Here is a 24,813-nt window from a genome sequence, read left to right as displayed (position 1 = left end):
CCACAGGACAGGAAAGTGGCTTTCCTGGCACCCCAAAGCTACTGGCGAGTAGCCTCGTGCGGGACAGCATCGTGGACGGAATGGAGATCACCCGGTGACCGACGCAGTCATCCAGCTGTTGCGGGACCGCGCGCAGCAGGGCAGCACACAGGGCAACCGCAGCGACGACGCCCGGCTGGTGCTGCTGATCGAGGGCGGCAGCTCGCGGGGCGCTTACTCGAGCGGCATGACGGTCACCATCGAGCAGCTCGGCCTGCTGCCGGCGTTCGACGCCGTCTACGGCAGCTCCGCGGGAGCGCTGAACGCGGCGTGGCTGCTGTGCGGGCGGGCCGAGAGCAGCATGCACGTGTGGTGGGACCCGGTCGTCATGGGCACGACCATCGACCCGCGGCGCGCGCTGCGCCGGCTGCCGGTCGTGGACACCCGCTACCTCGTCCACACCGTGTACACCGAGATCATGCCGATGGGATTCCAGGAGATCCTCGACAACCCCGTCGAGTTCCACCCGATCGCCACCGACGCCCTCACCGGTCAGGCCGTCGACCTGCACGAACAGGTCCACGACCAGGCCGGCGTGCAGGCTGCGCTCCGCGCGTCGACCGCGCTGCCGCTGCTCGCGGGCGAGCCGGTCGAGATCGGCGGGCGGACGTACGTCGACGCGGGGGTGAGCGAGTCGGTCCCGGTGCGGACGGCGCTCGCCCAGCAAGCCACCCACGTCGTCGCCTTGCGCACCCGGCGGACCGACGAGATCGCGACGGCGCCGTCCCGCGGCGAGCGGTTGGTGATGTCGCGCTGGTTCGCCCGCCGCGCCCCCGGCGCGCTCGCGGCGTGGATGGGCCGCGAGGCCGCGCGGGCCGAGGAGGAGCGCCTGCTGGCGTCGCACCCTGCGACGTTGCAGATCCGCCCGCCGCTCGGGAGCGCCCGGATCGGCCGCACCGAGCGCCGCCCCGGCCCGCTCCGAGCGGCCGTCGACACCGGGCGGCGAGCGGCGATGGACGCGCTGCAGGCCTGCGTCGAGGCTGAGCGGCTGACAAGCTAGAAATCGGCAATGACAGCGAGCCGGTCGGTGCCGGCCACGTAGCCCGCCGCCCGCGCGTGCGCCACCGCGTCGGCGGCGACCCGCGCGGCCGCCGGGTCGCCCCTGGCGACCAGCAGCTCGACCTCGGCGAGGCGGGCCTCGTGATGCCCGAGCGGTGGACCGGTGGCCAAGGCCCGGCGGACCAGCGGCTCGACACCGCCGGTGCGGCCGGCGGCCAGCCGCACCAGCGCCGAGCGGGCGGCAGCCCATGATCCGAAGAGGCCCAGCGACTCGCCGGCGAGGCGGGCGGAGTCGTCGAACGCGGCTGCTGCGCCGTCGAGGTCGCCGCGCCCGGCCAGCGCGATGCCCAACGCCCGGTGCGCCGTCGCGGTCCAGCCGCGGTGGCCCGCCGCCGACGCGAGCGCGAGCGCCTCTCGGGCGTCGGCCTCGGCCTCGTCGACGCGCCCGAGCGCGGCGAGCGCTTCCGACCGGTGCCACAGCGCGTAGGCCTGGCCCTCGGTCGCGTCGAGGTCGCAGGCCAGGCGCAGCGCTGCCGTCGTCTCGTCGAGACCCTCGGCCGGGCGCCCGGCGAAGACGAGACCGTGCCCCATCGTCGAACGCGGCGTGACGACCCGCAGGAGCTCCCCGGAGGCGTCGAACAGGCGCGCGACCCGGCCGAACTCGGCGATCCCCTCGGTGATCCGGCCCTCGAGGAACACGGCCATGGCGCGGCCGTCGAGGATGCGCGCCACCCCGGCAGCGTCGCCGAGGCGCCGGTAGGCGCTCAGCGCGGCCTCGGCGCGTTCGCCGGCGCGCTCGGCGCGGTCGACGTTCATGTCGATCACCGCGGCCGTCTCCAGTGCGAACGCCGTGGCCTGCTCGTCGCCGCCCGCCTCGACGAGCGCCAGCTCGGCCAGCTCCGCCGCCTGCCTCGTGTCGCGGGCGCCGAAGGTCAGCATGGCCAGCCGGGACAGCCGCCGGGCCCGGTCGGCGCCCGGATCGGTGATCCGCAGCGCGGCCGTCAGGTCGGCCGCGGCGTCGGCCTCGCCGTGCGCCGCCCTGGCCTGCGCGCGGATCTCCAGCAGCTCGGCGCGCACCGGCACGGCCGGCTGCAGGTCGAGCCCTGCCGACGCGAGCGCGACGGCTTCGGTTGTGGCGTGGGTCGTGAGCGCGCGGGCGGCCGCGGTGGCGTAGGCGAGGGCGGCGGCGCCCGGATCACCCGCTCCGCGGTGGTGCCGCGCGATCTCCGACGGGTCGGCGTCCTCGGCCGCGAGCGCCCGCGCGAGCATGCCGTGGATCCGGGCCCGGCCGGCCGCGTCCATGCCCTCCGTGACGACCTCGGTGAGCAGGTCGTGCGCCGTCGCCCAGCCCTGCTCGCCGAGCCGGGCGAGCCCGGACGCAGCCAGTCCGGCCAGCGCCTGCAGCGCCACGTCGGCGGCACAACCTGCGGCGACGGCCAGCGTGCCCGCCGAGATCTCGCGGGCGACCAGCGCGAGCAGCTCCAGCATCTGCGCGCGCAGCCCCGTCTCCCGGCGGGCCCTGCGCAGCGCGGTGCGGCGCTGCCCCGCCCGGCCCAGATCCGCGACGAGCGGTAGGTAGGCCCCGCTGCCGGGTCCGGCAACGGCGACGCCGCGCGCGGCGAGCTCCCGCAGCACCTCCGCGACGGCGAACGGCGTGCCGTCGGTCGCGTCGATGATCGCCGCGGCCGTCGCCGGGTTCCCGGTCAGCGCCGCCACCCCGTCGAGCGGCAGGGCCCCGAGGGTGATCTCCACGTCCGGCTCCAGGCCGTCCAGGGCACCTTCGGGGAGCTCGGCCGGCCGGTGGGCGAGCACCGCCGACAGGTTCGGCAGCCGCGCCAGCGCCGAGCAGACCAGCGCGATGCTGCTGGCGTCGGCCCATTGCAGGTCGTCGACGACGAGCAGCGCGCCGTCGCCCACTGCGCCGTTGCCCGCAGCGCCGTCGAGCAGCCGGACTCCGCCGGCGAGCACGAGCGCGCGGAACGTCTCGCCGCCCTGGGCCGGGCCGCCGCCGAGCTCCGGCAGCAGTACCGCGAGCGCGTCGCGGCTGCGCGGCGGGAGCCCGTCGGCGAGTGCGGCGTCGACGGCCAGCGCCTCGCGCAGCAGCGACCGGGCCAGGCTCCACGCCTCCGCCCGCTCCGGCAGGAACGCGCGGGCCGCGACCACCGGCCGGTCCGCCGCGCCGGCCAGCTCGGCGAGCAGCCGCGACTTCCCCGAGCCCGGCGCCCCGGCGACAACGGCCAGCCCACCTGCGGCGACGGCCTCGCGGAGCCGGGCGAGCTGGGCGTCGCGCCTGACGAAGGCCAGCGGGCCGAAGGCGCGCGGCCGGGTCGGTGCGGGCACTCCGACCCGGCGCTGCCCTCCGCCGGCAGCGCGCGGTCCGGCCTCGCCGCGCAGCAGCTCGATCTGCAGCCGTTCGACCTCGGGGGAGGGGTCGATGCCGAGCTCGTCGGCCAGCCGCGCCCGCAGCTCGTGCAGTCGCGTCAGCGCACCGGCGGGATCACCTGCCGCGGTGAGCGACTCGGCCAGCACGATCACGGCGGACTCGTCGGTCGGCTCGTCGTCGACGGCATCGCAGGCGTAGGCGACCGCGGTGCGCGGATCGCCGAGACCCAGCGCGGCCTTCGCGGCCCGCACGCACAGCTCGAGCCGAGCGCGCCGCAGCCGCTCCCGCGGCGCGCCGGCCCAGGCGGAGTAGATGTCCTCCGGCAGCGGCTCACCCCAGATCGCGAGCCCGGCCCGGCAGGCCGTCGCCGCGGCGGCGTGATCGTCGCCCGCCGAACGGGCGGCGTCGAGCGCGGCCAGCAGCTCGGCGAGGTCGGTTGCGCAGTCGCCCAACGCGTATCCCCTGGTACCGGTCACGACGAGGCTGGGATCACCGAGCGCCCGGCGGGCCCGGTTGACCAGCACGCCGAGGTTGGTGGCCGGATCGGCGGGCAGCCGGTCGGGCCACAGTGCTTCGGCGAGCACGTCGTGCGCAACAAGATCCGGACGGCGCACCGCCAGCACCCGCAGCATGGCCCGCACCTTCCGGCCGCCGAACGCGGCCGGCGGGATCTCCGCACCGTCGCGGCGCACCTGGAAGCGCCCCAACAGCTGCAGGTGCACGCCCATCGGGACATCGTCCTCAGTTGCTAACTGCTCGCAAGGTCCCGTTCGTAGCGTTCTGCGCATCCATTCGAACCACGGAGGTTCCGATGTACGAGCAGCTGGACTTCGCCAACCCGACCGAGACGCGCACGTTCCCGCACGGCCGCGTCGACCTGCTGCACATCGGCGGTGCCGACATCGGGCGGCTCACCCTCGAGCCGGGCTGGCGCTGGTCGACCGACGTCCGCCCGCTGGCCGGCACGCAGCTGTGCGAGGCGCCGCACTTCCAGTACCACGTCGCCGGGACGCTGCGCGTGCGCACGGCCGACGGCGAGGAGTTCGACGCGACGTCTGGCCAGGTCACGGCGTTGCCTGCGGGTCACGACGCCTGGGTCGTCGGCGATGAGCCGGTGGTGGTCGTCGACTGGTGGGGCGCCTCGAACTACGCGCGCGACACGTCGTCGTGAGCACGCCCGGTACGGCCACCGCGGTCGACCACGTCATGCTCTACGAGCGGTGCAGCGCGGGTTTCGCCGCACGGGTCGCGGAGATCGGCGACCGCTGGACGGCTCCCACGCCGCTGCCCGGCTGGGACGTCCGGGCGCTCGTGAACCACGTCGTCGCCGAGGAGCTGTGGACGCCCCCGCTGATCGGCGGCTCGACGATCGCCCAGGTCGGGGACGCGTTCGACGGCGACGTGCTCGGGGGCGATGTGTTCGGGGGCGACCCGGCGGCAGCCGCGCGGGCGGCCGAGGCCGGTGCGCTGGCGGCGATCACCGCCGCCGGGGCCTTGGAGGTGACCGTGCACCTGTCCTTCGGCGACGTCCCCGCCGTCGAGTACGTCATGCAGGTCGCCGCCGACCACCTCGTCCACAGCTGGGACCTTGCGCGTGGGCTGGGCTGCGACGAGCAGCTCGACCCGGCGGCGGTGGCCGCGGTGCTCGGCTGGTTCGTCGGCGTCGAGGACGCCTATCGCGCCGCCGGCCTCGTCGGACCCCGCGTCGAGATCACCACCGGCACGCCCCAGGACCATCTGCTCGCACGTTTCGGGAGGGTCACATGAAGGTCACGATCGATGCGGCCGAGGCGGTGGTGCGGTTCCAGGAGGCGTTCGCCGCCCATGACGTCGACGCCGTGATGGCGGCGATGGCCACGGACTGCGCATTCGAGGACACGGCACCGCCCGACGGCTGCCGCCACATCGGACAAACGGCCGTCCGCGCGGCGTGGACAGCGCTATTCGAAGCGTCGCCCGAGGGTGCCTTCGAGACCGAGGAGTGCTTCACCGCCGGTAATCGAGTAGTGGTGAGGTGGCGCTATGTTTTCGCAGGTGGACATGTGCGTGGGGTCGATCTGTTCACTGTCCGCGACGGTTTGGTCACCGAGAAGCTGGCCTATGTGAAGGGCTGACCACAGCCGGCTACGGCCCGCGGCGGGCGTGACCCGATGGGCGGCTCCCCTCTCCCGGGAGTCGCCCATCGGCGTGTCTACCAGCGTAAACGTCTCCTCTGACGGGTGAAATGACTATGTGACACGGGTGAAAGTTTGCAACCGTATTGTCGGTGGTGGAGCGCGGGGGGCGCTGCCGTCTTGTTCGTCTGCCCCTCCGCGAACCGTGTCTCGGATCGGAGGGTTGCCGGGGGGTGACAAAACCCTTCCTTGACGCCACATGGATCTTGCGCGGGAGAGATTTCGATCTTCCAGGGACCCAAGCAAGCTGTACGAGCAAGAGAACGACAGCCAGGGGGGAGCACGACTAATGGCTGCGCACGACGCCGAGTGCAACATCCGGACCGGTTTGCACGACAAGTACTCAGACTCTCAGGAAGGGGGGCGGTGATGGCCGTCATCAAGAGTCCGCTCGAGTTCAACGAAGAGCAGCTGTTCGTCGACCTCGCATCGATGTTCGGCCGCCAGGTCTTCCTGAAGGTCGAGGGGTTCAACTTCGCCGGCTCCGTGAAGCTGAAGGCAGCGCTGGCGATGGTCGGAGCCGCTGAGCGTTCGGGGCAGCTGCGGCCCGGCTCGGTGATCGTCGAGTCGTCCTCCGGCAACCTCGGTGTGGCGCTGAGCATCATCGCCGCGAACCGCGGCTACGAGTTCGTCTGCGTCACCGACCTGCGTTGCAACATGGCGACCCGCCGGATGATGGAGTCGCTGGGCGCCCGCGTGCACACCATCCTCGAGCCCGACCCGGTCGGCGGGTTCCTCGGCGCACGCATCGACTACGTGCAGTCGCTGGTCGCTTCCGACGAGCGGTACGTCTGGCTGAACCAGTACGCGAACCCGAACAACTGGAAGGCGCACTTCGCGACGACCGGTCCCGCGATCGCCCACGAGTTCCCGGAGCTGGACGTCCTGTTCGTCGGCGCGGGCACGACCGGCACGCTGATGGGCTGCGCGCGCTACTTCCGCCAGTGGCACCGGCGCGTGCACGTCGTCGCCATCGACGCCGTCGGCTCGGTGACGTTCGGCGGGCCGTCGGCCCCGCGGCACGTCCCGGGGCTGGGCACGAGCGTCCGCCCGGCGCAGCTCGACGAGACGTACGTCGACGAGGTCGTCTACGTCGAGGAAGCCGACACGGTTCGCGCCTGCCGCCGGATGGCGCGCAACGGGTTCATGTTCGGCGGATCGACCGGCACGGTCGTCAGCGGGGCGATGAGCTGGCTGGAGATGCACGGAACGCGCGGCCTCACCGCCGTCGCGCTCGCTCCCGACATGGGGGAGCGCTACCTCGACACGATCTACCACGACGGATGGGTCGAGGACCTGTACGGCGCCGAAGTACTGGCGGAAACAATCGCAACGACCCGTCGACGGGTGGCCTGATCATCATGAGCTCGGTTCCACGTCCGAAGCGGGACACGGATACGACACGTCCGCGTCCCCTTCGGCTCGCCGACAGCGACACGACCGCGCTGGTGCGGCTGCACAGCACCGACGGCATCGGCGCTGAGAGCAACAACTCCACCGACTACGACGTCACGGACGTCCACGCGAAGCGCGACCCGGACGATGACTCGGACGACAGGGACACGAACGCCGGCGAGGCCACCACGCTGGTGCGCCTGCGCAGCACCGACGGCGAGCGCCGCCGGGACGTCGCCTCGCACGAGCCGACGATCGCCGAGGTGCGCCTCGACGACGTCAAGTCCGGCGTGGAGGAGGAGCTGCGCGCAGCACGCAACGAGCTGAAGCAGCTGCGCTCCGAGGTTGCCGAGCTGGTGGAGCAGCTGCGGGAGGTCAAGCAGGACCCGAACCTGCGCGACCGGCAGGACCCGAACACGACGGTCACCATCCGTCCGGGGCGCTCGGCCGGCTCGGGGCCGACCGCTCCGATTTCGCCGTCGTCCTTGCCCGCCCCGGCCCCGCGGCGGCCGTCGCCGTCGCCGGTGCCTGCCCAGTCCCGCCCGCAGGGTCCCGGCCAGCGTCCTGGTCCTGGCTCTGGTTCTGCACCGTCCCCGACGGCGCGGCACGCAGCGCCGCCGGCTCCGGTGCAGCGCCCGCCGGCCCCGCGGTCCCCGGGCCAGCCGCCGGCCCAGCGCGGGCCGGTCCAGCAGCCGCCGGCGCAGCGCGCACCGGTGCAGCGGCCGCCGGCCCCGCGGCCGCCGGTTCAGCCGCCCGGCCAGTCGCCGGTTCAGTTGCCAGTTCAGTCGCCGGGTCAGCCGCCGGCACAGCGCGGGCCCGTCCAGCAGCCGCCGGCGCAGCAGCGGCCACCGGCTCCCGCTCGCCGGTTCCCGAGCCCGCAGCCCGTCCCGCCGCCGGATCTGCGGCGGCCCGGCCAGACACCGCGGCCGACCCCTGCTCAGCAGCCCGCCACCCCGCGCCCCACGCCCCGGCCGGCAGCGGCGGCGGCGAAGGGTGCGCCTGCCGCGCCCGCGGCACCGGCCAAGCCGGCATCGGTTCCCGCCGGCGCGCCGAACGACCTCGAGGCCGGGTACTCGGCCGTCCTGGCCGAGGTGCTCGGGGTCGCCGAGGTCTCGCCGACCGGCAACTTCTTCGACGACCTGGGCGCCGACTCGCTGCTCATGGCCCGGTTCTGCGCGCGCGTGCGCACCCGGCCGGAGCTGCCCAACGTCGGCATCAAGGACATTTACCGGACCCCGACGATCGCGGAGCTGGCCGCGGCCGGCGCCAAGTCGGCGGGCAACGGCGCGCCCGTGCAGGGCACGACCGGTGTCATCTCACGCACCGCGGTGATGCCGCGCGTGTACTCGCAGCCGTTCCGGCCGAACGCGCAGCCGTTCCGTCCGCGCAACCCGCTGCCGGGCCCGAGCGTGGAGCTGGAAGGCGCCGACGCCCAGACCGTGATGTTGGCGGTGCCCACCCGCGACCAGTTGCCCGCACCGGTGGGGACGTTCAAGTACGTCCTGGTCGCTGTGATGCAGCTGCTCTTCCTGATCGGCTACCCGGCGCTGATCGCGTTCGCCTTCGCCATCGGTGGTGAGTGGGTCTTCGCGGCCGTCACGCCGCTGGAGATCTACGTGCGGTCGGTCGAGGTCGCCGGGGCGATCTTCCTCGGCACCAGCCTCCTGCCGATCCTGGCCAAGTGGGTGCTCATCGGCCGCTGGAAGCCGACCCAGTTCGCCGTCTGGAGCCTGCGCTACTACCGGTTCTGGCTGGTCAAGACGCTGATCCGGACCAGCCCGCTGGTCCGGTTCGTCGGCTCGCCGCTGTACGTGTTCTACCTGCGGATGCTCGGCGCGAAGATCGGCAAGGGCGTCACGATCCTGTCGCCGACCGTTCCGGTCTGCACCGACCTGCTCACCATCGGCTCGGGCACGATCATCCGCAAGTCGTCGTCGTTCGCCTGCTACCGCGCCCACGCGGGCGTGATCCAGGCGGGCCCGGTGACGATCGGCTCGAACGTGCTCGTCGGCGAGGCGACCGTGCTCGACATCGGCAGCTCGCTCGGCGACCAGTCGCAGCTGGGCCACACGTCGTCGCTGCACGCCGGGCAGTCCGTCCCCGCGGGGGAGCGCTGGCACGGCTCCCCGGCGGAGCCGACCACGGTGAACTACCGGGCCGTCCCCACCGTCGCCGGTGGCACGCTCCGGAAGCTGTTCTACTCGCTCAACCAGCTCGTGATCCTCTTCGGCCTGGGCCTGCCGCTCGGCATCAGCGGGCTGGTCCTGCTGGTCCGCGAGTTCCCGGTGGTGCAGGTGCTGGTGATGGACATCGAGACGGCCGCTTCGCACGTGCCGTTCTGGATCGACGTGGTGATCCTCTCGTCCGCGCTGTTCTTCGGCGGACTGCTGCTCGCCCTGATCGTCATGATGACCGTCCCGCGGGTGCTGCGCATCATGGTGCGGCCCGGCAAGACCTACCGCCTGTACGGCAGTGCCTACTGGGCCCTGCGGGCGATCTCCAGGCTGACCAACAGCAAGTTCTTCACGCGGGTCTTCGGCGACAGCTCCTACATCGTCGGTTTCCTGCGCGCGCTCGGCTACCGGTTCATCAAGGTCGAGCAGACCGGCTCCAACTTCGGCACCGCGGTGGCGCACGACACACCGTTCCTCACCGAGATCGGCAGCGGGACCGTCGTCGCCGACGGCTTGACGATCGTGAACACCGACTACTCGAGCACCTCGTTCGAGACGCAGTGGGTCAAGATCGGCGCGCGCAGCTTCCTCGGCAACGGGATCATGGTCCCGGCGCGGTCGCGGGTCGGCGACAACTGCCTGCTCGCGACGAAGGTCATGGTCCCGATCGAGGGCGAGGTCCGGCACAATGTCGGGCTGCTCGGCTCGCCGAGCTTCGAGATCCCTCGCTCGGTCGACCGGGACGCCAGGCTCGCGCTGGGTCCGGAGCAGCGGCGCCGCGCCCTCAAGGCCAAGGACCGGCACAACCTGTCCACGATCTTCCTGCTGCTCCTCAGCCGGTGGGTGCACTTCACGCTGGTCGTCGCGCTCGCCCGGTACTCCTTCGACCTCTACATGCTCCTGGGACCGGCCGGCATCGCGATCTTCGGCGCGGCGAACTTCGTGCTCACCTACGTCTACTTCATCTCGCTCGACCGGACGGTGCGGTGGCTGACCGCGTTGCGGCCGCAGGGCGTGTCGATCTACGACAAGGCGTTCTGGCGGCACGAGCGGTACTGGAAGGTCGGCGCCGACACCTACATCCAGCGGCTCAACGGCACGCCGTTCAAGAACTCGCTGTGGCGGGCGCTGGGCGTGAAGGTCGGGCGCAGGGTCTTCGACGACGGTGCAGCGATGACCGAACGTGTGCTCGTCAGCATCGGCGACCGCTGCACCCTCAACGAGCGCAGCACCATCCAGTGCCACTCGCAGGAGAACGACGCGTTCAAGTCCGACCGGGTCGTGGTCGGCAACGGCGTGACGATCGGGGTCGGCGGGTTCGTCCACTACGGAACGCGCCTCGGCGACGGCTCCGTGCTGGAGGCCGACTCCTTCCTGCTGAAGGGCGAGGAGATCTCGCCCGACACCCGCTGGGGTGGCAACCCGGCAGTCGAGCTTGATTCCACATTCGCGAGCACCGCTTCCAACTGGAGGAAGTCATGAACGTCGCCACCGATGCAGACGCACGTCGGTTCTGGCTCGGTGTGCTGACCGGAGGCGGTCTCACGACCGTTCCGCGGTGGTCCCGTACCCCCAGCCAGGGCATCGCGGAGCACGTCGAGCCCGTCCCGGCCGAGATCGCGGAGGCGCTGACCCGGCAGTTCGGGTCGCTGGGCGGGGCGCCGCTCGTCGCCGCACACGCGGTTGTGCTGGCAGCGCTCTCGGGCGAGCGCGGGGTGACGACCGGGTTCGTCGCGAGCGGCACCGACGGCTCGCCGCTGCCGCTGCGCCTCGACACCGAGCCGCTGACTTGGCGTGCGGTCGTCGAGCACGCCGCCCGTGCGCAGGAGCAGCTGCTGGCGCACCGGGACTTCCCGGTGGCCGCGCTCGCCGCCGAGCTGGGCAGCACCGGGCCGCTGTTCGAGGTCGAGCTCGACCCGGAGGGCATCGGTGCCGGCCCTGCCGCGCACAGCGTCCTGCAGGTGTCGCTGTGCGACGGGGAGGGCCGGACGGAGCTGCGTCTGCGCTACCGCGCCGACGTGCTCGACGCCGACGCCGCCGCCCGCATCGCCGGCTACCACGTCACCGCGCTCACCTTCATGGCCGCCGGGCCCGACGCCGAGCACGCCAGCCCGAGCCTGCTCTCGGCCCAGGAGTACGCCTACCAGATCGACGGGCTCGCCGGGCCCAGCCGCGAGCTGCCCGAGGAGCGCTTCCACGAGCTGTTCGAGCGGCGGGTCGCCGCCCAGCCGGACGCCATCGCGGCCGAGCACGAGGGCCGGCAGTGGACCTACCGCGAGCTGAACTCCCGCGCCAACCAGCTGGCCCGCGCGCTGGTGTCCCGCGGGCTGCGCCGCGAGGGCGTCGTCGCGGTCGTGACCGAGCGCAACCTCGACTGGTTCGCCGCCGTCCTCGCGATCTTCAAGGCGGGCGGTGTCTACCTGCCGATCGAGCCGCACTTCCCCGCCGACCGGATCGCGAAGACCCTCTCGAGGGCCGAGTGCGTGATGGCGCTGACCGAGCCGGGCAGCGACGAGACGCTGCTGCAGGCGCTCGCCGCCGCGCCGGGCCCCGAGATCGTGCGGTTCGGGGACGTGTACGCCGAGGGGTACGGCGACACGAACCTCGGGCTGCCGGTCGCGCCCGACCAGCTCGCGTACATCTACTTCACCTCCGGCTCCACCGGTGAGCCCAAGGGTGCGATGTGCGAGCACGCCGGCATGACCAACCACCTCTACGCCAAGGTCGAGGACCTCGAGATGGCCGAGGGCGCGGTGGTCGCCCAGACCGCCCCGCAGTGCTTCGACATCTCGCTCTGGCAGCTGGTCAGCGCGCTGCTCGTCGGCGGGCGGACGGTCCTCGTGCCGCAGGAGGTGATCCTCGACGTCGAGCGCTTCGTCGAGCTGATCACCGCCAGCCGGGTCGCCGTGATGCAGGTCGTGCCCTCCTACCTGGAGGTCATCGCGACCTACATGGAGCTCAACCGGCGTGAGCTGCCCGACCTGCGGGTCGTCTCGGCCACCGGGGAGGCGCTGAAGTTCGAGCTGATCCAGCGCTGGTTCGCCGTCGCGCCGCGGATCCCGCTGGTCAACGCCTACGGGCTGACCGAGACCTCGGACGACACCAACCACGAGGTCATGTGGAGCCCGCCGGAGTCGCGCACCGTCGCGCTCGGCCGCGCGGTGCGCAACGTGCGGGTCTACGTGGTCGACGAGAACCTCGAGCCGGTCCCGCTCGGCGCCCCCGGGCTGATCTGCTTCTCCGGGGTCTGCGTGGGCCGCGGCTACATCAACGACCCGGAGCGCACCCGGCAGGCCTACATGACCGACCCGCACCGGCGCGACCAGCGCCTGTACAAGGGCGGCGACTACGGCCGCTGGAACTCGGAGGGCAAGCTGGAGTTCCTCGGCCGCCGCGACAACCAGGTCAAGATCCGCGGGTTCCGGATCGAGATCGGAGAGATCGACAACGCGCTGCTGGGCGTGCCGGGCGTCCGCGACGGCGCGGTGGTCGTAACGGACGGGGACCAGGGCAAGCACCTCGTCGCCTTCTACGCCGCCGACCGCACGATCGACCCGGCCGTGCTCGCCTCCCACCTGGGCGAGAAGCTGCCCGAGTACATGGTCCCCTCGGCGTTCCACCATCGGGAGAGCCTGCCGCTCACCGCGAACGGCAAGATCGACACGAAGGGGTTGCGGGTGATCGCCACCGAGCTCGCTGCAGCGACCACCGGGGAGGTCGAGCCGCCCGTCACCGCCACGGAGACGATGCTCGCTGCCGCGTTCGCCAAGGCGCTCGACGTGCCGGTGGAGAAGATCGGACGGCACGACGACTTCTTCGACCGCGGCGGCACCTCGCTCACCGCCGTCAAGCTGGCGATCGCCAGCGGCCGCGCGGTGTCGCTCAAGGACATCGCCGGTCAGCCGGTCCTCTCGGCGCTGGCGGCCCTCATCGACCAGCGATCAGTCGTCGCCTGAAATCGCACAATAAGGAATGTAAGGAAGATCGGATGAGCACGAACAACCCCGGGTTCCCACCAGCTCCGTCCCGCCCGGCTCCGCCGTTCGCAGTGCAGACCGCGCCCGGCCGGCCGCCGCTGGTGCTGGCACCGAACGGGCCCGACCCGGAGGGCTGGGTCGGCTACAACCGCGGTGCGCTGCGCGGCGCGCTCGCCCAGTACGGCGCGCTGCTGGTGCGCGGCCTCGGGCTGCACGACCCGGCGCAGGTCGGCTCGGTGTTCCGCCTGCTCGGCGGCGAGCTGATGGCCGAGCGGGAGGCGTTCGCCCAGCGTGAGAGCTTCCCCGGCGGGGTCTACTCCTCGACGAAGTGGCCGTCGAACCAGCCGATGTGCATGCACCACGAGCTGAGCTACACCGCCGAGGCGCCCGGCCTGATGATGTTCGCCTGCCTGACCGCGCCCACCTCGGGCGGGGCGACCTGCGTCGCCGACTCCGCTGCCGTGCTCAACGCGTTGCCGCGGGGCCTGGTCGAGCGGTTCGAGCACGAGGGCTGGGTGCTCGCCCGCAACTACAACGACGAGATCGGGGCCTCGGTCGTCGAGACGTTCGGCACCGACGACCCCGCCACCGTCGAGGCCTACTGCCGGGCCAACGCGATCGAGTTCCAGTGGCAGCCCGACGGCGGGCTGCGCACCTGGCAGCGCCGCAGCGCGGTTCGCCGCCACCCGGCGACCGGGCAGCTCTGCTGGTTCAACCAGATCGCGTTCCTCAACGAGTGGACCATGGACCAGGACGTCCGGGCGTTCCTCGTCGAGATGTACGGGCCGCAGGGCCTGCCCTTCACCACCCTGTTCGGCAACGGCGAGCCCGTCGGCCCGCAGGTCGTCGAACTGATCAACCAGGCCTACGACGCGCACACGATGCGCGAGGCATGGCGCCCGGGCGACCTGCTGCTGGTCGACAACCTGCGCAGCGCACACAGCCGGGAGGCCTTCGAGGGCGAGCGCCAGATCCTCGTCGGGATGGCCGAGCCGATGCGCCTGACCCCGCACGGGGGAGCGGCATGACCAACGAGGAGTCGAAGACCATGATGCCCCCGCCGTTCTCGGTGATCTCCGGTGCCCAGGTGCAGCGCGCGCTCGAAGGGCGCGAGCGGGAGATCGTCGACCTGATCGAGGCCACCTACCGCTGGCACGGAGCCGGCGACTCGGTGAACCCGCCGTCGTACTTCCTGCGGTTCCCGGACCGGCCGACCTCCCGGATCATCGCGCTGCCCGCCTCGATCGGCGGCGACGTTCGCGTGGACGGCCTGAAGTGGATCTCCAGCTTCCCGGAGAACGTCGCCGCCGGCATCCCGCGCGCGTCGGCGGTGCTGATCCTGAACGACCACGACACCGGCTACCCGTTCGCGTGCCTGGAGAGCTCGATCATCAGCGCCTGCCGGACCGCCGGCTCGGCGGCGCTGGCGGCCGACCGGCTCAGCGCCGGCCGCCCGCGCCCGCGGCGGGTCGGGTTCATCGGGACCGGCCTGATCGCGCGCTACATCCACCGGTTCCTCGCCGGCACCGGCTGGACGTTCGACGAGATCGGCGTGCACGACACCCACGCCGAGAGCGCCGCCGGGTTCAGCGGCTACCTGGGCCAGGTCGAGCAGGAGGGCGGCCCCGCCAAGATCACCGTGCACGACAGCGCCGAGCAGCTCATCCGCTCGAGCGACCTGGTGGTCTTCGCGACCGTCGCGGCCCGCCCGCACATCGAGGAGCCGGCGTGGTTCGACCACCACCCGCTGGTGCTGCACGTGTCGCTGCGGGACCTGTCGCCGCAGATCCTGCTCGACTCGGTCAACATCGTCGACGACGTCGAGCACTGCCTCAAGGCAGACACCTCCCCGCACCTGACCGAGCAGCTCACCGGCAACCGCGACTTCCTCGACGGCACGCTCGACGATGTCCTTTCCGGACGCGTGGAGGTGCCGAAGGACCGGACGATCGTGTTCTCGCCCTTCGGGCTCGGGGTGCTCGACCTCGCGGTCGGCAAGGACGTGCACGACCAGGTCCAGCGGTCGGGCGACCTCCAGGTGATCCCGGACTTCTTCCACGACCTCAAGCGGCACGGCTAGGCCCATCCGGCGCGTGTGACCTCGCTGAAAGCGCTGTGAAACGCGCGGAACGGACAGTTGGCTTCGTCCAGGACGGGGGAGCCGGATGGTGATCGAAAAGTTCGTGAGGTGTTGACGTTCGAGACCGCGGGGTGCGGTTCGCCGATCGTCTTCCTGTACGGGTGTGACGTCGACAGCGACAGCGGGACGTGGCGCCCGATCGTCGAGCGGCTGCCGGACGGTGTGTCCGGCGTTGCGGTCCAGATCGGATCAGGGCAGATCGGGGACGGGGCTGGGCCGGCTGTGTTCGGGACCATCGCTGACGCATTGCGGGTGGATCTCGACGTGCTCCAGGTCGATCGTCCGGTGGTCGTCGGTCGCTCGACGGCCGCCGGCCTCGCCATGAACTACGCCGCTCGCCACCCGGTGAGCGGCGTGGTGATCGTCGACCGGTCGCCGTGGCTGCGGCCGGTCGCCGAGTTCCTGCAGGGCCTCGCGCCCGATGAGCGGCGGGAGCGCCTGCGGCAGGTGTTCCGGCGGGTCTTCGCGCCGACGTCGGGCTCGGGTGTGCTGGAGCGGGACGCGACCCTCGCGCTGTGGGAGGACGCCGTGCGGGCCGCCCCGGACGAGCTCCAGGACAGGGTCAACTCGACGCTCGCCGCCGTCAGCGCTCCCGTGCTCGCGCTGTTCGGCCGCGAGCTCGTGGCCGAGGAGCGCGCCTGTCTCGCCCACCTCCCGGACGTCTCCGTCGAGGAGTGGCCGGGGCGGGGCGACGTCGTCCATCTCGCGGAGCCCGACCGGTTCACCGAGCGGCTGCTGGCATTCGTCGGCAGCTGTGCAGCGTGATCCGGGGTCAACTGCCGCAACCACCGCCACCGCCGCACCCGCCACCCCCACCCCCGCTGCATCCCGACCCGCCGCCGTCGGACCCGCTGCCGTTGGACGGTCGGCTCGCCCCGATCGCCGCGGCGAACTCCGGTGCGGACGCCCACAGCGCCGGCCCGCCGAAGAGCCCGACGGCGAGTGCGGCGTGGTGCGGACCGCAGAGCCGCCAGTCCGGCGCCGAGCTCGGCGACAGCGTGTGGTGCTCGGACTGCAACGTCGAGAGAGCGCGGCTGCCACCCCTGGTGCGCTGGGGGATCATGCACAGCGCCAGGGCGGTGAAGAACGACACGGTGTAGCCGACGGCCCACAGCGTCCGGGCCGGGCCCGGCTCGATGCCGACGAGGTAGCGGAGCACGCCGATGGCGCTCACCCCGAACATCGTCGCGGCGAGCAGGCGCATCCGCCGCCGCGGATCCGGCGCGACCAGCAGGCCGGCGGCGACGAGCCGGGCGCGGGTCGGTGCGATCGCTCCGGTGATCTCGCGATCGAACAGGAGGAGGGCGGCGAACCCGACCCCGGTGGACACCTTCCGGTGGATCGCCCATGGCAGCGGCTCGGCACCGGGCCGGATCCCGCGGGTGGCGACGAGCTGCCCGGTGGGCGTCACGGCGATGCTCCCGCTCACGTACATGGCCGTGAGAGCGGTGTGGATCGCCAGCTTCTTCCCCTCGTTCAGGTAGGCGACGTCGATCGGGTGCGCGCCGAGACCGGCCGCGGAGGCGGTGGTGCGGCGGAGGCGTTGACCGATCGCCAGCAGTGCGACGACGGCGTAGATTGCGGCGTAGGCGGCGGCGAGAACCAGGTCGACGAACATCCCCGGCAGCATCTCTGGAGGGTGTTTCAGCGCGCTTTCACCAGGGTCACAGCGGAAACGGAGATGTCGCCTCCGATATCGGGTAGGGTTGCGCCGTGAGCACGCGCAAGGATTACGTGCGCAACCGCGGCCGGCTGATCGCCGCCGCCCGCGAGGTCTTCGCGGAGCGCGGTCTCGACGCCACGCTCGACGACATCGCCCGGCACGCGGGCGTCGGCACCGGGACGGCCTACCGGCACTTCCCGAACAAGCAGGCCGTCGCGGCGGTGGTCCTGGCCGATGCCACGGCGCAGATCGCGGCCGATGCCCGTACCGCGCTCGACATCGCCGACCCGTGGGCGGCGCTGGTGACGTTCTTCGAGCTCACCGCCGCCCGGCAGGCGGCCGACCGCGGGCTCTACGAGACCCTCACCGGCCACGGCGACGCCGCGGAACAGGCCCGGATCTGGCCGGAGATCATCACCGCGGTGACGGCGCTGTTCGACCGGGCCCGCCGGGCGGGCGTGATCCGCGCCGACGCCGAGCCGCAGGACATCGCGGCGGTGTTCGCGCTGCTCGCGCCCGCGTTCGAGATGAGCCGCCGCATCGCGCCGGACCTGTGGCGGCGCTACCTCGCGCTCGTCCTCGACGGCCTGCGCGCCACCGACCGCCCTCCGCTGCCCGTGCCGCCGCCCCCGCTCGCCGACCTCGACCTCGTCCTGAAGGCGGGGAAGGGGCGGGGCTGACCGTCCGCACCTGTCCGGCGGCCACCACCCCCGCCTGACCCCCAACTTCCCCACCGTTTTGGGTGGATGCGCGCTCCACGAGCGCGCATGTGCCCAAAACGGTGGGGAACTTCAGCTCACCGGGGGGTTGGGGAGGCCACGCGGTTGCTGCGGTGGGCTCACCCCACCACCCGGGGGGCGAGCAGGCTGCGGGCGCAGTCGATCACGGTCTCGGCGGCCGGGCGGGCCTTCCACCCCAACACCTGCTCGGCCTTCGCGGACGTGTGCAGGTGCTTGTGGCCCAGGTACGGCGCGAGGGCGCGGACGCCGGGGTCGAGCCGGGCCGTGAGGCGGACCGTCCAGTCGGGCAGGGTGCGGGTGGGGACCTTGCGGGCCGCCGCGCCGAGCCCGGCCCGCAGCTCGCGGGCGATGTCGGACATCCACAGGAACTCGCCGGCGGCGATGAAGCGTTGCCCGGCGGCTTCCGGGGCCACCATCGCGCGGATGTGGACGTCGGCGAGGTCACGCACGTCCACCACCTCGAACCCGATCCGCGGGGTGCCGGGCATGCCGCCGAGCAGGCGTTCGATCACCTGGACCGAGCCGCGGTTGCCGGGGTTGAGCACCGGCCCGAACACGGCGCCGGGCAGCACGGTGGTGAGCGTCGTCGGGCCCTCGTAGCCGGCCATGAAGTCCCAGACGGCCTGTTCCGAGACCGCCTTGGACTTCCGGTACGCCGTCAGCGAGGGGTCGGTCAGGTCGGTCCAGCGGGTCTCGTCGCTGGTGCTGTCGGGGCCGGCGAGCGGGGGCGACGCGGCGGCGCAGGCCGACGTCATCACGACCCGTCCCACGCCTGCCTCGGTGGCGGCACGCAGCACGCGCAACGCGCCGTCACGGGCGGGCGCGATGAGGGCGTCCGGGTCCTTCGGGGCGTCGGCGCCCAGCGGGGAGGCGACGTGCAGGACGTGGTCGCAGCCGGCAACCGCGTCGGACCAGCCCTCGTCGGAGGTCAGATCGGCCACGGCGAAGCTCAGCCGGTCGCCGGGGTCGACCGTGGTCGACACGGAGGTGCGCACCGCCTCCGCCCGCGCGGCGCTGCGCACCGTCGTGCGCACGGCGTAGCCGCGCTCCAACAGCGCAACGATGCAATGACCGGCGACGAAGCCCGTGCCGCCGGTCACCAGGACGGTCTCGTTCATGGCGCCACTCCTGCGAGCTGATTCGGAGTCTCAATCTCCGTTTCGATGGAGGCTACCACGAATCGGAGCTGTCATCTCCGTTTTGATGGTGCGCAAGGCAGCGACGGTGGTGTCAGGAAGGATGACGGGATGGCGACCGGCGACGAGTTCGAGATCCGCGACGCGCAGCCGCACGACGGGCCGGAGCTGACCGCGCTCGTGCGCGAGTCGGCGGCGTACACCGGCGAGTACCAGGCCATGGTCGCCAGGCAGGTCGTGGACGAGGCGTACATGGCCGCCAACCCGACCAGGGTCTGCGTCGACGGGGAGACCATCGTCGGGTTCGCCAGCCTGCTGGTCCCGGGGCGCGGGGTGGCGGGCGAGGCCGAGCTCGACTTCATGTTCGTCGCCAACGACCAGCAGCGGCGCGGGATCGGCCGGATCCTGATGGACGACGTCGTCGCGCTCGCCCGCAGGACGGGCATCCGGCGGATCCACATCGTGTCGCACCCACCGTCGGAGTCGTTCTACCGGGCGGTCGGCGCCGTCCCGGCGGGGGAGATCCCACCCTCGGGTGGGACGACGTGGGCCCGCCCGCTGCTGCTGCTCGACTTCGAGCCGTAGAGCCGTAGAGCCGGCCGTCAGACCGGGTCGAGCAACGCCGAGACCTTGGTGGCGCGGCCGTCAGCGGCGAACTCGAAGTGCAAGTAGTGACCGTTCACTTCGTACCGGTCGAACCCCGACCCGGCCCGCTCCGGATGTCCCAGCATCGCCGCGACCTCGGCGCGGGTCGCGGTCGGTGAGAGGCCTTCGACGAGTTCCGTCGGCCGCGGATACAGCCCGTAGCCCTCGTCGCCGGGGGCCGTTCGGGTCCGCACGATCGCCGCTACGAGCAGGTCGTTCTCGAACAGCAGATCGGTCCCGGCCGGGCGGAAGCAGTAGTACGTCGACCGCTCGCCATCGAAGTCCAACTCCTCGACCTCCATCTTGGGGCCGACGAGTGCGACGGCATCGAGGATGCGGTCGTCCCCCTTACGCAGCCCGAGCACGCCCAGCAGCACGGCGATCTCGCCCGCGACGGTCGTCATGTTCCGGCTCCGATCCGACCAGGTGCGTCGGGTGCGAGAGGGTCAGCACCCTGCGGCACCGTACCGCCGCGGTGAACGTCCCTCAGGCGACGATGACGTACAACCCGTAAGCGACGATCGCCGCCACCGCCACCAGGCAGATCACGGCGATCGCGGTGCCGGCCGCCGGGCTCATGGCAGGCGGTGCGCCGTCGTTCGGGCCGCCCGCCGGTTCGGCCACCCGTGCGGAGAGCCCGACCAGCGCGAACGCCACGAGTGCCACGACCGCGACGCCGACCGCGAGCGCCACCGCGCACACCACGAGCAGTGATCCCCAGGCAATGCTCATCACGAGTCCCCTTTCACGCTGCGCTGGTGACGGGTGCCGCCGGTGCGGGCACCTCGTTGACGTTCCCTGCCGTCACGGGGCGCCGCCGCGACGCGGCGTAGATGCCTGCCCCCATCGCGATCGCGACCAGAGCGACGACGATCGTCCCGATGGTGCCGGTGGAGGCGAGCAGCGCGGAGGCGGCGCCCACCGCGGCCGCCGCCGGGAGCGTGAGGATCCATGCGATTGCCATCCGACCGGCGACGCCCCACTGCACCGACGCGAGCCTGCGGCCGGCACCGGCGCCGAAGATCGCTCCGGTGGCCACCTGGGTCGTCGAGAGGGCGAAGCCGAGGTGCGACGACGCGAGGATGACCGCGGTCGCACTCGTTTCTGCCGCGAAGCCCTGCGGGGTCTGGATCTCGCTGACCCGCTTGCCGAGCGTCCGGATGATCCGCCACCCGCCGATGTACGTGCCGAGCGCGATCGCCAGCCCCGCGGAGAGGATCACCCAGAACGGCGGCGCCGACCCGCGGGGCAGCGCCCCGGCCGTGATCAAGGTCAGGGTGATGACGCCCATCGTCTTCTGCGCGTCGTTCGTGCCGTGCGCGAGCGCGACCATCGAGGCCGAGACGATCTGGCCGAGCTTGAACCCGCGGCTCACGGTGCCCTTGTCGGCGCGCGCCGTGATCCGGTAGGCGAGGAAGGTCGCGACGAGTGCGACGACGCCGGCGAGGACGGGCGAGATCACAGCGGGGATGACGACGGCCGTCAGCACCTTGCCGAAGTTGACCGCGCCGGCGCCCGCCGCGACCGACGTCGCACCGATGAGCCCGCCGAACAGGGCGTGCGACGAGCTGGACGGGAGCCCCAGCAGCCAGGTCAGCAGGTTCCACAGGATGGCGCCGACCAGCCCGGCGAAGATGACGATCGGGTTGATCTGCGCCTCGTCGACCAGCCCGCTGGAGATCGTCAACGCGACCTGGACGGACAGGAACGCGCCGACGAGATTGAGGATCCCCGCGATCGTCACCGCCGTCCTCGGCGAGAGCGCACCGGTCGCGATCGACGTCGCCATCGCGTTCGCGGTGTCGTGGAAGCCGTTGGTGAAATCGAAGATGAGTGCCGTCGCCACAACCACGACGACGATCAATGTGACATCCATGCGCTCTCGTTCCCCTGTAGTCGGAGCAGAGGGGCTACAGGGTCGCTCGCGCCGTCGACAGGCTCATGAACGGAAACCGAACGGGCGGCCAAACCAGCGGTGGGAAAGCAGCTGCTCGGGCTCGGAATTCGGGCATCGGGGCGGAGAACGCCCGTATCAGCTCGCGACCGGGGATACCAGAAACGTGGGATGGCCGGCCGTCGCGCCCGCTCTTAGCGTCGTGGTACCGGATCACGGCAGTCGAGAGGGCGGTACGGAAATGCAGGCGGTGGCTGAGCTCGATGTGTTGGATCACGAGTTCGATCCGGAGTCGGACGCGGTCGCCGAGGCGCGGGCGGCGGGGTGGTACGCGCGGACGCCCCTCGGGATCGCGGTGCTGCGCCACGGGGAGGCGTTCGAGCTGCTCGCGGACCGGAGGGTGCGCTGGGGCGGGGTCGAGTCGCTCGCCGCGCAAGGGGTGACGTCCGGGCCGATGGTCGACTGGATGGGCGCCATCCTCCCCAGCCTCGAAGGCACCGACCATTCCCGGTTGCGCCGGCTGGTGAGCAAGGCGTTCACCCGGGCCGCGGTGGACCGGTTGCGCCCGATCATGCGGACGGTCGCGGCCGAGCTGGTCGCGCCGATCGCGGAAGCGGGCGAATGCGAGTTCATGGCCGATTTCGCCGACCGCTATCCGGCGCGGATCCTTTGCGAGCTGCTCGGCGTTCCGCGCGAGCAGCACGAGAACTTCCGGCGATGGCCGAACGAGATCGGGCTCATATTCAGCGTTTCGGTGGTCGAGCACCGGCAACGGATAGAGGACGCGCTCGCCGATCTGCACTCCGCCGTCGACGATCTGATCGCGCAGCGGCGGGTGGACCAGGGCACCGACCTGCTCTCGGAGCTCATCGCCGCCGAGGAGGAGGGCGACCGGCTGACCGACGCCGAGCTGCGGACGATGGTGAGCGCGCTGCTGTTCGCGGGCAACGACACCACCCGCCAGCAGCTCGGGCAGGCGATGCGCCTGTTCGTCGCCCATCCCGCGCAGTGGCGCGCGCTCGCCGACGATCCCGCGCTCGCCCCGCGGGCGGTCGAGGAGATCATGCGTGTCGCGCCGGCCGTCAACACCATCTGGCGCACCACCGACGCCGAGATCGTCTTCCGCGACCTGACGATCCCCGCCGGCACGTTCGTCAACGTGCTCATCAACGCGGCGCACACCGATCCGGACGCGTTCGGCGAGGCCCGGTTCGACATCACCGCCACCCGTACGGCGGGCCAGCTGACGTTCGGCGGCGGGATCCACTACTGCCTCGGCGCCCAGCTCGCCCGCGCGGAGATCGCCGAAGCGCTGCCCGTGCTCGCCGGCAGCCTGCGCAACCCGACGCTCGCCGGGCCCGTCACACCCGGGCTGCGCCTCGGACTCACCGGCCCGGCCGCGCTGCCGCTCCGGTTGGCCTAGTGCCCCGTCACGAAAGGTTCACCACGGAACTCGGGCGCCCAGTCGCCCGCTGGCGGCGTTGCCGCCCTTGCAAAGACGCCCGGTCTGAGCTGCGGGCGGCGCCTTGCCAGCGGACGACTGGATCACCCGATTCCCGTGCCAACCTTCCGTGACGGGGCACTAGGACGAGCTCGCGCTCGCTCGTACGAGGGAGGTCGACCCGGCGCCGGACGCCGCATACTGACCTCCCTGCGAACGGGGGAGCACGTGATCCGGTCCATCCGACCTGCGGCGATCGGCCCTGCGGTGGTCGATACGGCGGTCGTGGTCGCCGCGTTCGCCGGCGCGGCGTGGCCGGCGTCGGGCTCGCCGACCTGGTGGTCGATCGGCCTCGCGCTGCCGGCGTCCGTCCCGCTGCTGTGGCGGACCCGCCGCATGATGACTGTCCTCGCGGTCGTCGGCGCTGCGACGATCGCGCTCGCGCTGGCCGGCCTCCCACCGATCGTGCCGTTCGGCGGGCTGGTCGGGGTCTACACGGTGGCGGCGATCGGGACGTCGTGGCAGCGGTGGGCGGCCGGCGCGGCCACCGCCGCCGGGATCGTCGTCTCCGTGGCCGTCCCGCACGAGGACCTGGTGGTCGCCCGCTACCTGGGCATCGCCTACGTCGCCGCGTACGCGCTGGGCACCAGCGTGCGCGCCCGCGACGCCCAGCTCGCCGCCATGCGGGAACGCGCCCGCCGGCTCGACGAGGAGCGTGCGGCGGCCACGATGCGGGAACGCAGCCGGATCGCGCGCGACCTGCACGACATCGTCACCCACTCGGTCGGAATCATGATCGTGCAGGCCGAGGCCGGTCCGGTCACCCTGCCGGCGCACCCCGAGAAGGCGACGGCGACCTTCGACGCCATCGCCAAGACCGGTCGTTCGGCGCTCGTCCAGCTGCGGCGCGCGCTCGGCGCCCTCCGTGCCGACGCGCCGGCCGACCGGCACCCGCAACCGGGCACCGACGCGATCCCGCGGCTGGTCGAGCAGACCCGCGCGGCCGGCGCCACCGTCGAGCTGATCGAGGACGGTCCGCGGCGGCCAGTGCCGGCCGACGTCGACGTCGCCGCGTACCGGATCGTCCAGGAGTCGCTCACCAACGCCGTTCGGCACGGCGGGCCCGGGCCGATACGCGTGCGACTCGGCTGGACGGCCGGCGGTCTCGCGATCGAGGTGACCAGCGAGGGCGGGGACACCGGCTCGCACGACAGCGCCGGCTACGGTCTGGTCGGGATGCGCGAGCGGGCCCGGTCCTGCGGCGGCACGCTGCACGCCGGTGCCCGCGCCGGCGGCGGGTTCGCCGTCGAAGCGGCCCTGCCGGTCGAGTAGAAGGGAACCCTGTTGCTGCGTGTGCTCGTCGTCGACGACCAGGACCTCTTCCGCGCCGGCTTCAGCATGATCCTCGATGCGCAGCCCGACATGACCGTCGTCGGTGAGGCCGCGGACGGCGCGGAGGCCGTCCGCGCAGCGACCCGGCTCCAGCCGGACGTGGTGCTGATGGACGTCCGGATGCCGAACGTCGACGGCGTGGAGGCGACGAGCGCGATCTGCGCGGCGACCGGCGCGAAGGTGCTGGTGCTGACCATGTTCGACCTCGACGAGTACGTCTTCGCCGCGCTGCGGGCCGGGGCGAGCGGGTTCCTCCTCAAGGACATGCGCCGCGACGAGCTGGTCGAGGCCGTGCGGATCGTCGCGGGAGGGGATGCGCTGCTCGCGCCGTCCGTCACCCGCAGGCTCGTCGCGAGCGTGGTGAGCGGCGGCCACCCGGTGCCCCGGCTCGCCGCGCAGCTCGCCGCGCTCACCGAGCGCGAGTCCGAGACGCTGCGGCGGGTGGCCCGCGGCCTCTCGAACGCCGAGATCGCCGCCGACATGATCCTCAGCGAGCACACCGTGAAGACGCACGTCAGCAACGTCCTGAGCAAGCTCGGTCTGCGCGATCGTGTGCAGGCGGTGGCGTTCGCCTACGAGTCCGGCCTCGTGGTCGCCGGCACGACGGACCACTGATTCGCT

At 72.4% G+C, this 24,813-nt stretch carries 21 protein-coding genes; 15 read left to right on the top strand and 6 right to left on the bottom strand.

The window, feature by feature from the left end; all coding sequences use genetic code 11:
• The first annotated feature begins 94 nt into the window (after positions 1-94).
• Positions 95-1,039 (top strand): patatin-like phospholipase family protein, encoded by a 945-nt coding sequence (locus tag LL648_RS09010; RefSeq protein WP_232661998.1) that lies wholly within the window; start codon positions 95-97, stop codon positions 1,037-1,039.
• Here the strand turns inward: LL648_RS09010 and LL648_RS09005 are convergent.
• Positions 1,036-4,149 carry a BTAD domain-containing putative transcriptional regulator gene (locus LL648_RS09005; RefSeq protein WP_232661997.1) on the bottom strand — a complete coding sequence of 1,038 codons (3,114 nt, stop codon included), beginning with the start codon at positions 4,147-4,149 and terminating at the stop codon, positions 1,036-1,038. The genes LL648_RS09010 and LL648_RS09005 overlap by 4 nt on opposite strands.
• An 83-nt stretch (positions 4,150-4,232) precedes the next feature.
• Between LL648_RS09005 and LL648_RS09000 the strand changes: the two genes are divergently transcribed.
• The 9 genes from LL648_RS09000 (at position 4,233) to LL648_RS08960 (ending at position 16,046) form a co-directional block, all read left to right on the top strand.
• The gene (locus LL648_RS09000) at positions 4,233-4,592 is read left to right on the top strand and encodes a cupin domain-containing protein (protein WP_232661996.1); all 360 of its coding nucleotides are present in this window, start codon (positions 4,233-4,235) and stop codon (positions 4,590-4,592) included.
• Complete coding sequence (locus LL648_RS08995; protein ID WP_232661995.1) at positions 4,589-5,188, top strand: TIGR03086 family metal-binding protein; 600 nt, start codon at positions 4,589-4,591, stop codon at positions 5,186-5,188. Before LL648_RS09000 ends, LL648_RS08995 begins: the two co-directional genes overlap by 4 nt.
• Positions 5,185-5,535 (top strand): nuclear transport factor 2 family protein, encoded by a 351-nt coding sequence (locus LL648_RS08990; RefSeq protein ID WP_232661994.1) that lies wholly within the window; start codon positions 5,185-5,187, stop codon positions 5,533-5,535. Before LL648_RS08995 ends, LL648_RS08990 begins: the two co-directional genes overlap by 4 nt.
• Positions 5,536-5,964: 429 nt before the next feature.
• The gene (gene sbnA / locus LL648_RS08985) at positions 5,965-6,951 is read left to right on the top strand and encodes a 2,3-diaminopropionate biosynthesis protein SbnA (RefSeq protein ID WP_232661993.1); all 987 of its coding nucleotides are present in this window, start codon (positions 5,965-5,967) and stop codon (positions 6,949-6,951) included.
• A gap of 5 nt (positions 6,952-6,956) precedes the next feature.
• Entirely contained in the window at positions 6,957-10,646 is a 3,690-nt protein-coding gene (locus LL648_RS08980) for a Pls/PosA family non-ribosomal peptide synthetase (RefSeq protein WP_232661992.1), read from the top strand.
• A complete protein-coding gene (locus LL648_RS08975) occupies positions 10,643-13,120 on the top strand; it encodes a non-ribosomal peptide synthetase (protein ID WP_232661991.1) in 2,478 nt (825 codons plus the stop codon). The genes LL648_RS08980 and LL648_RS08975 overlap by 4 nt, the downstream gene beginning before the upstream one ends.
• Before the next feature lie 32 nt (positions 13,121-13,152).
• Positions 13,153-14,169 (top strand): TauD/TfdA family dioxygenase, encoded by a 1,017-nt coding sequence (locus tag LL648_RS08970; RefSeq protein WP_232661990.1) that lies wholly within the window; start codon positions 13,153-13,155, stop codon positions 14,167-14,169.
• Positions 14,166-15,221, top strand: coding sequence for a 2,3-diaminopropionate biosynthesis protein SbnB (sbnB, locus tag LL648_RS08965; RefSeq protein ID WP_232661989.1), 1,056 nt, complete (start codon positions 14,166-14,168; stop codon positions 15,219-15,221). Before LL648_RS08970 ends, sbnB begins: the two co-directional genes overlap by 4 nt.
• Before the next feature lie 108 nt (positions 15,222-15,329).
• The gene (locus LL648_RS08960) at positions 15,330-16,046 is read left to right on the top strand and encodes an alpha/beta fold hydrolase (protein WP_232661988.1); all 717 of its coding nucleotides are present in this window, start codon (positions 15,330-15,332) and stop codon (positions 16,044-16,046) included.
• A gap of 7 nt (positions 16,047-16,053) precedes the next feature.
• On the opposite strand, the gene LL648_RS08955 is transcribed toward LL648_RS08960, so the two are convergent.
• Positions 16,054-16,911, bottom strand: a complete 858-nt coding sequence (locus LL648_RS08955) for a TIGR04222 domain-containing membrane protein (protein WP_232661987.1) — start codon at positions 16,909-16,911, stop codon at positions 16,054-16,056.
• A gap of 83 nt (positions 16,912-16,994) precedes the next feature.
• Here LL648_RS08955 and LL648_RS43875 point away from each other — a divergent pair, with 83 nt between their 5' ends.
• Positions 16,995-17,624, top strand: coding sequence for a TetR/AcrR family transcriptional regulator (locus tag LL648_RS43875; protein ID WP_308190272.1), 630 nt, complete (start codon positions 16,995-16,997; stop codon positions 17,622-17,624).
• 158 nt (positions 17,625-17,782) lie between these two features.
• Here the strand turns inward: LL648_RS43875 and LL648_RS08945 are convergent, their stop codons facing one another.
• Entirely contained in the window at positions 17,783-18,802 is a 1,020-nt protein-coding gene (locus LL648_RS08945; RefSeq protein ID WP_232661986.1) for an NAD-dependent epimerase/dehydratase family protein, read from the bottom strand.
• A 129-nt stretch (positions 18,803-18,931) separates the two neighbouring features.
• Between LL648_RS08945 and LL648_RS08940 the strand changes: the two genes are divergently transcribed.
• Positions 18,932-19,405, top strand: a complete 474-nt coding sequence (locus LL648_RS08940) for a GNAT family N-acetyltransferase (protein ID WP_232661985.1) — start codon at positions 18,932-18,934, stop codon at positions 19,403-19,405.
• Positions 19,406-19,422: 17 nt separating this feature from the next.
• On the opposite strand, the gene LL648_RS08935 is transcribed toward LL648_RS08940, so the two are convergent.
• The 3 genes from LL648_RS08935 to LL648_RS08925 all read right to left on the bottom strand — a co-directional run bounded on the left by LL648_RS08935 (position 19,423) and on the right by LL648_RS08925 (position 21,341).
• Entirely contained in the window at positions 19,423-19,869 is a 447-nt protein-coding gene (locus LL648_RS08935) for a hypothetical protein (RefSeq protein WP_232661984.1), read from the bottom strand.
• A gap of 82 nt (positions 19,870-19,951) precedes the next feature.
• Positions 19,952-20,197, bottom strand: coding sequence for a hypothetical protein (locus tag LL648_RS08930; RefSeq protein ID WP_232661983.1), 246 nt, complete (start codon positions 20,195-20,197; stop codon positions 19,952-19,954).
• Positions 20,198-20,210: 13 nt separating this feature from the next.
• Positions 20,211-21,341 (bottom strand): inorganic phosphate transporter, encoded by a 1,131-nt coding sequence (locus LL648_RS08925; RefSeq protein WP_232661982.1) that lies wholly within the window; start codon positions 21,339-21,341, stop codon positions 20,211-20,213.
• Between the two features lie 268 nt (positions 21,342-21,609).
• Here LL648_RS08925 and LL648_RS08920 point away from each other — a divergent pair, with 268 nt between their 5' ends.
• From LL648_RS08920 to LL648_RS08910, 3 genes are all read left to right on the top strand, one after another.
• Entirely contained in the window at positions 21,610-22,782 is a 1,173-nt protein-coding gene (locus LL648_RS08920) for a cytochrome P450 (RefSeq protein ID WP_232661981.1), read from the top strand.
• Positions 22,783-23,028: 246 nt separating this feature from the next.
• On the top strand, positions 23,029-24,132 hold the full coding sequence (locus LL648_RS45115; RefSeq protein ID WP_232661980.1) for a sensor histidine kinase: 1,104 nt from the start codon (positions 23,029-23,031) through the stop codon (positions 24,130-24,132).
• Positions 24,133-24,144: 12 nt separating this feature from the next.
• Positions 24,145-24,807, top strand: a complete 663-nt coding sequence (locus tag LL648_RS08910; RefSeq protein ID WP_232661979.1) for a response regulator — start codon at positions 24,145-24,147, stop codon at positions 24,805-24,807.
• The last annotated feature ends 6 nt before the right edge of the window (positions 24,808-24,813 follow it).

Source organism: Pseudonocardia sp. TRM90224, from assembly GCF_021245725.1.
Taxonomy (GTDB): domain Bacteria; phylum Actinomycetota; class Actinomycetes; order Mycobacteriales; family Pseudonocardiaceae; genus Pseudonocardia.
The sequence above is the reverse complement of the archived record's forward strand: the minus strand, read 5'-3'. Positions and strand labels throughout refer to the sequence as shown.

Coding starts and splice junctions, on each gene's coding strand:
- LL648_RS08935 (WP_232661984.1), bottom strand. CDS start 19,869: ATGACGACCGTCGCGGGCGAGATCGCCGTGCTGCTGGGCGTGCTCGGG.
- sbnB (WP_232661989.1), top strand. CDS start 14,166: ATGACCAACGAGGAGTCGAAGACCATGATGCCCCCGCCGTTCTCGGTG.
- LL648_RS08980 (WP_232661992.1), top strand. CDS start 6,957: ATGAGCTCGGTTCCACGTCCGAAGCGGGACACGGATACGACACGTCCG.
- LL648_RS08955 (WP_232661987.1), bottom strand. CDS start 16,911: ATGCTGCCGGGGATGTTCGTCGACCTGGTTCTCGCCGCCGCCTACGCC.
- LL648_RS08930 (WP_232661983.1), bottom strand. CDS start 20,197: ATGAGCATTGCCTGGGGATCACTGCTCGTGGTGTGCGCGGTGGCGCTC.
- LL648_RS08975 (WP_232661991.1), top strand. CDS start 10,643: ATGAACGTCGCCACCGATGCAGACGCACGTCGGTTCTGGCTCGGTGTG.
- LL648_RS08940 (WP_232661985.1), top strand. CDS start 18,932: ATGGCGACCGGCGACGAGTTCGAGATCCGCGACGCGCAGCCGCACGAC.
- LL648_RS08990 (WP_232661994.1), top strand. CDS start 5,185: ATGAAGGTCACGATCGATGCGGCCGAGGCGGTGGTGCGGTTCCAGGAG.
- sbnA (WP_232661993.1), top strand. CDS start 5,965: ATGGCCGTCATCAAGAGTCCGCTCGAGTTCAACGAAGAGCAGCTGTTC.
- LL648_RS09000 (WP_232661996.1), top strand. CDS start 4,233: ATGTACGAGCAGCTGGACTTCGCCAACCCGACCGAGACGCGCACGTTC.
- LL648_RS08925 (WP_232661982.1), bottom strand. CDS start 21,341: ATGGATGTCACATTGATCGTCGTCGTGGTTGTGGCGACGGCACTCATC.
- LL648_RS08970 (WP_232661990.1), top strand. CDS start 13,153: ATGAGCACGAACAACCCCGGGTTCCCACCAGCTCCGTCCCGCCCGGCT.
- LL648_RS08945 (WP_232661986.1), bottom strand. CDS start 18,802: ATGAACGAGACCGTCCTGGTGACCGGCGGCACGGGCTTCGTCGCCGGT.
- LL648_RS09005 (WP_232661997.1), bottom strand. CDS start 4,149: ATGGGCGTGCACCTGCAGCTGTTGGGGCGCTTCCAGGTGCGCCGCGAC.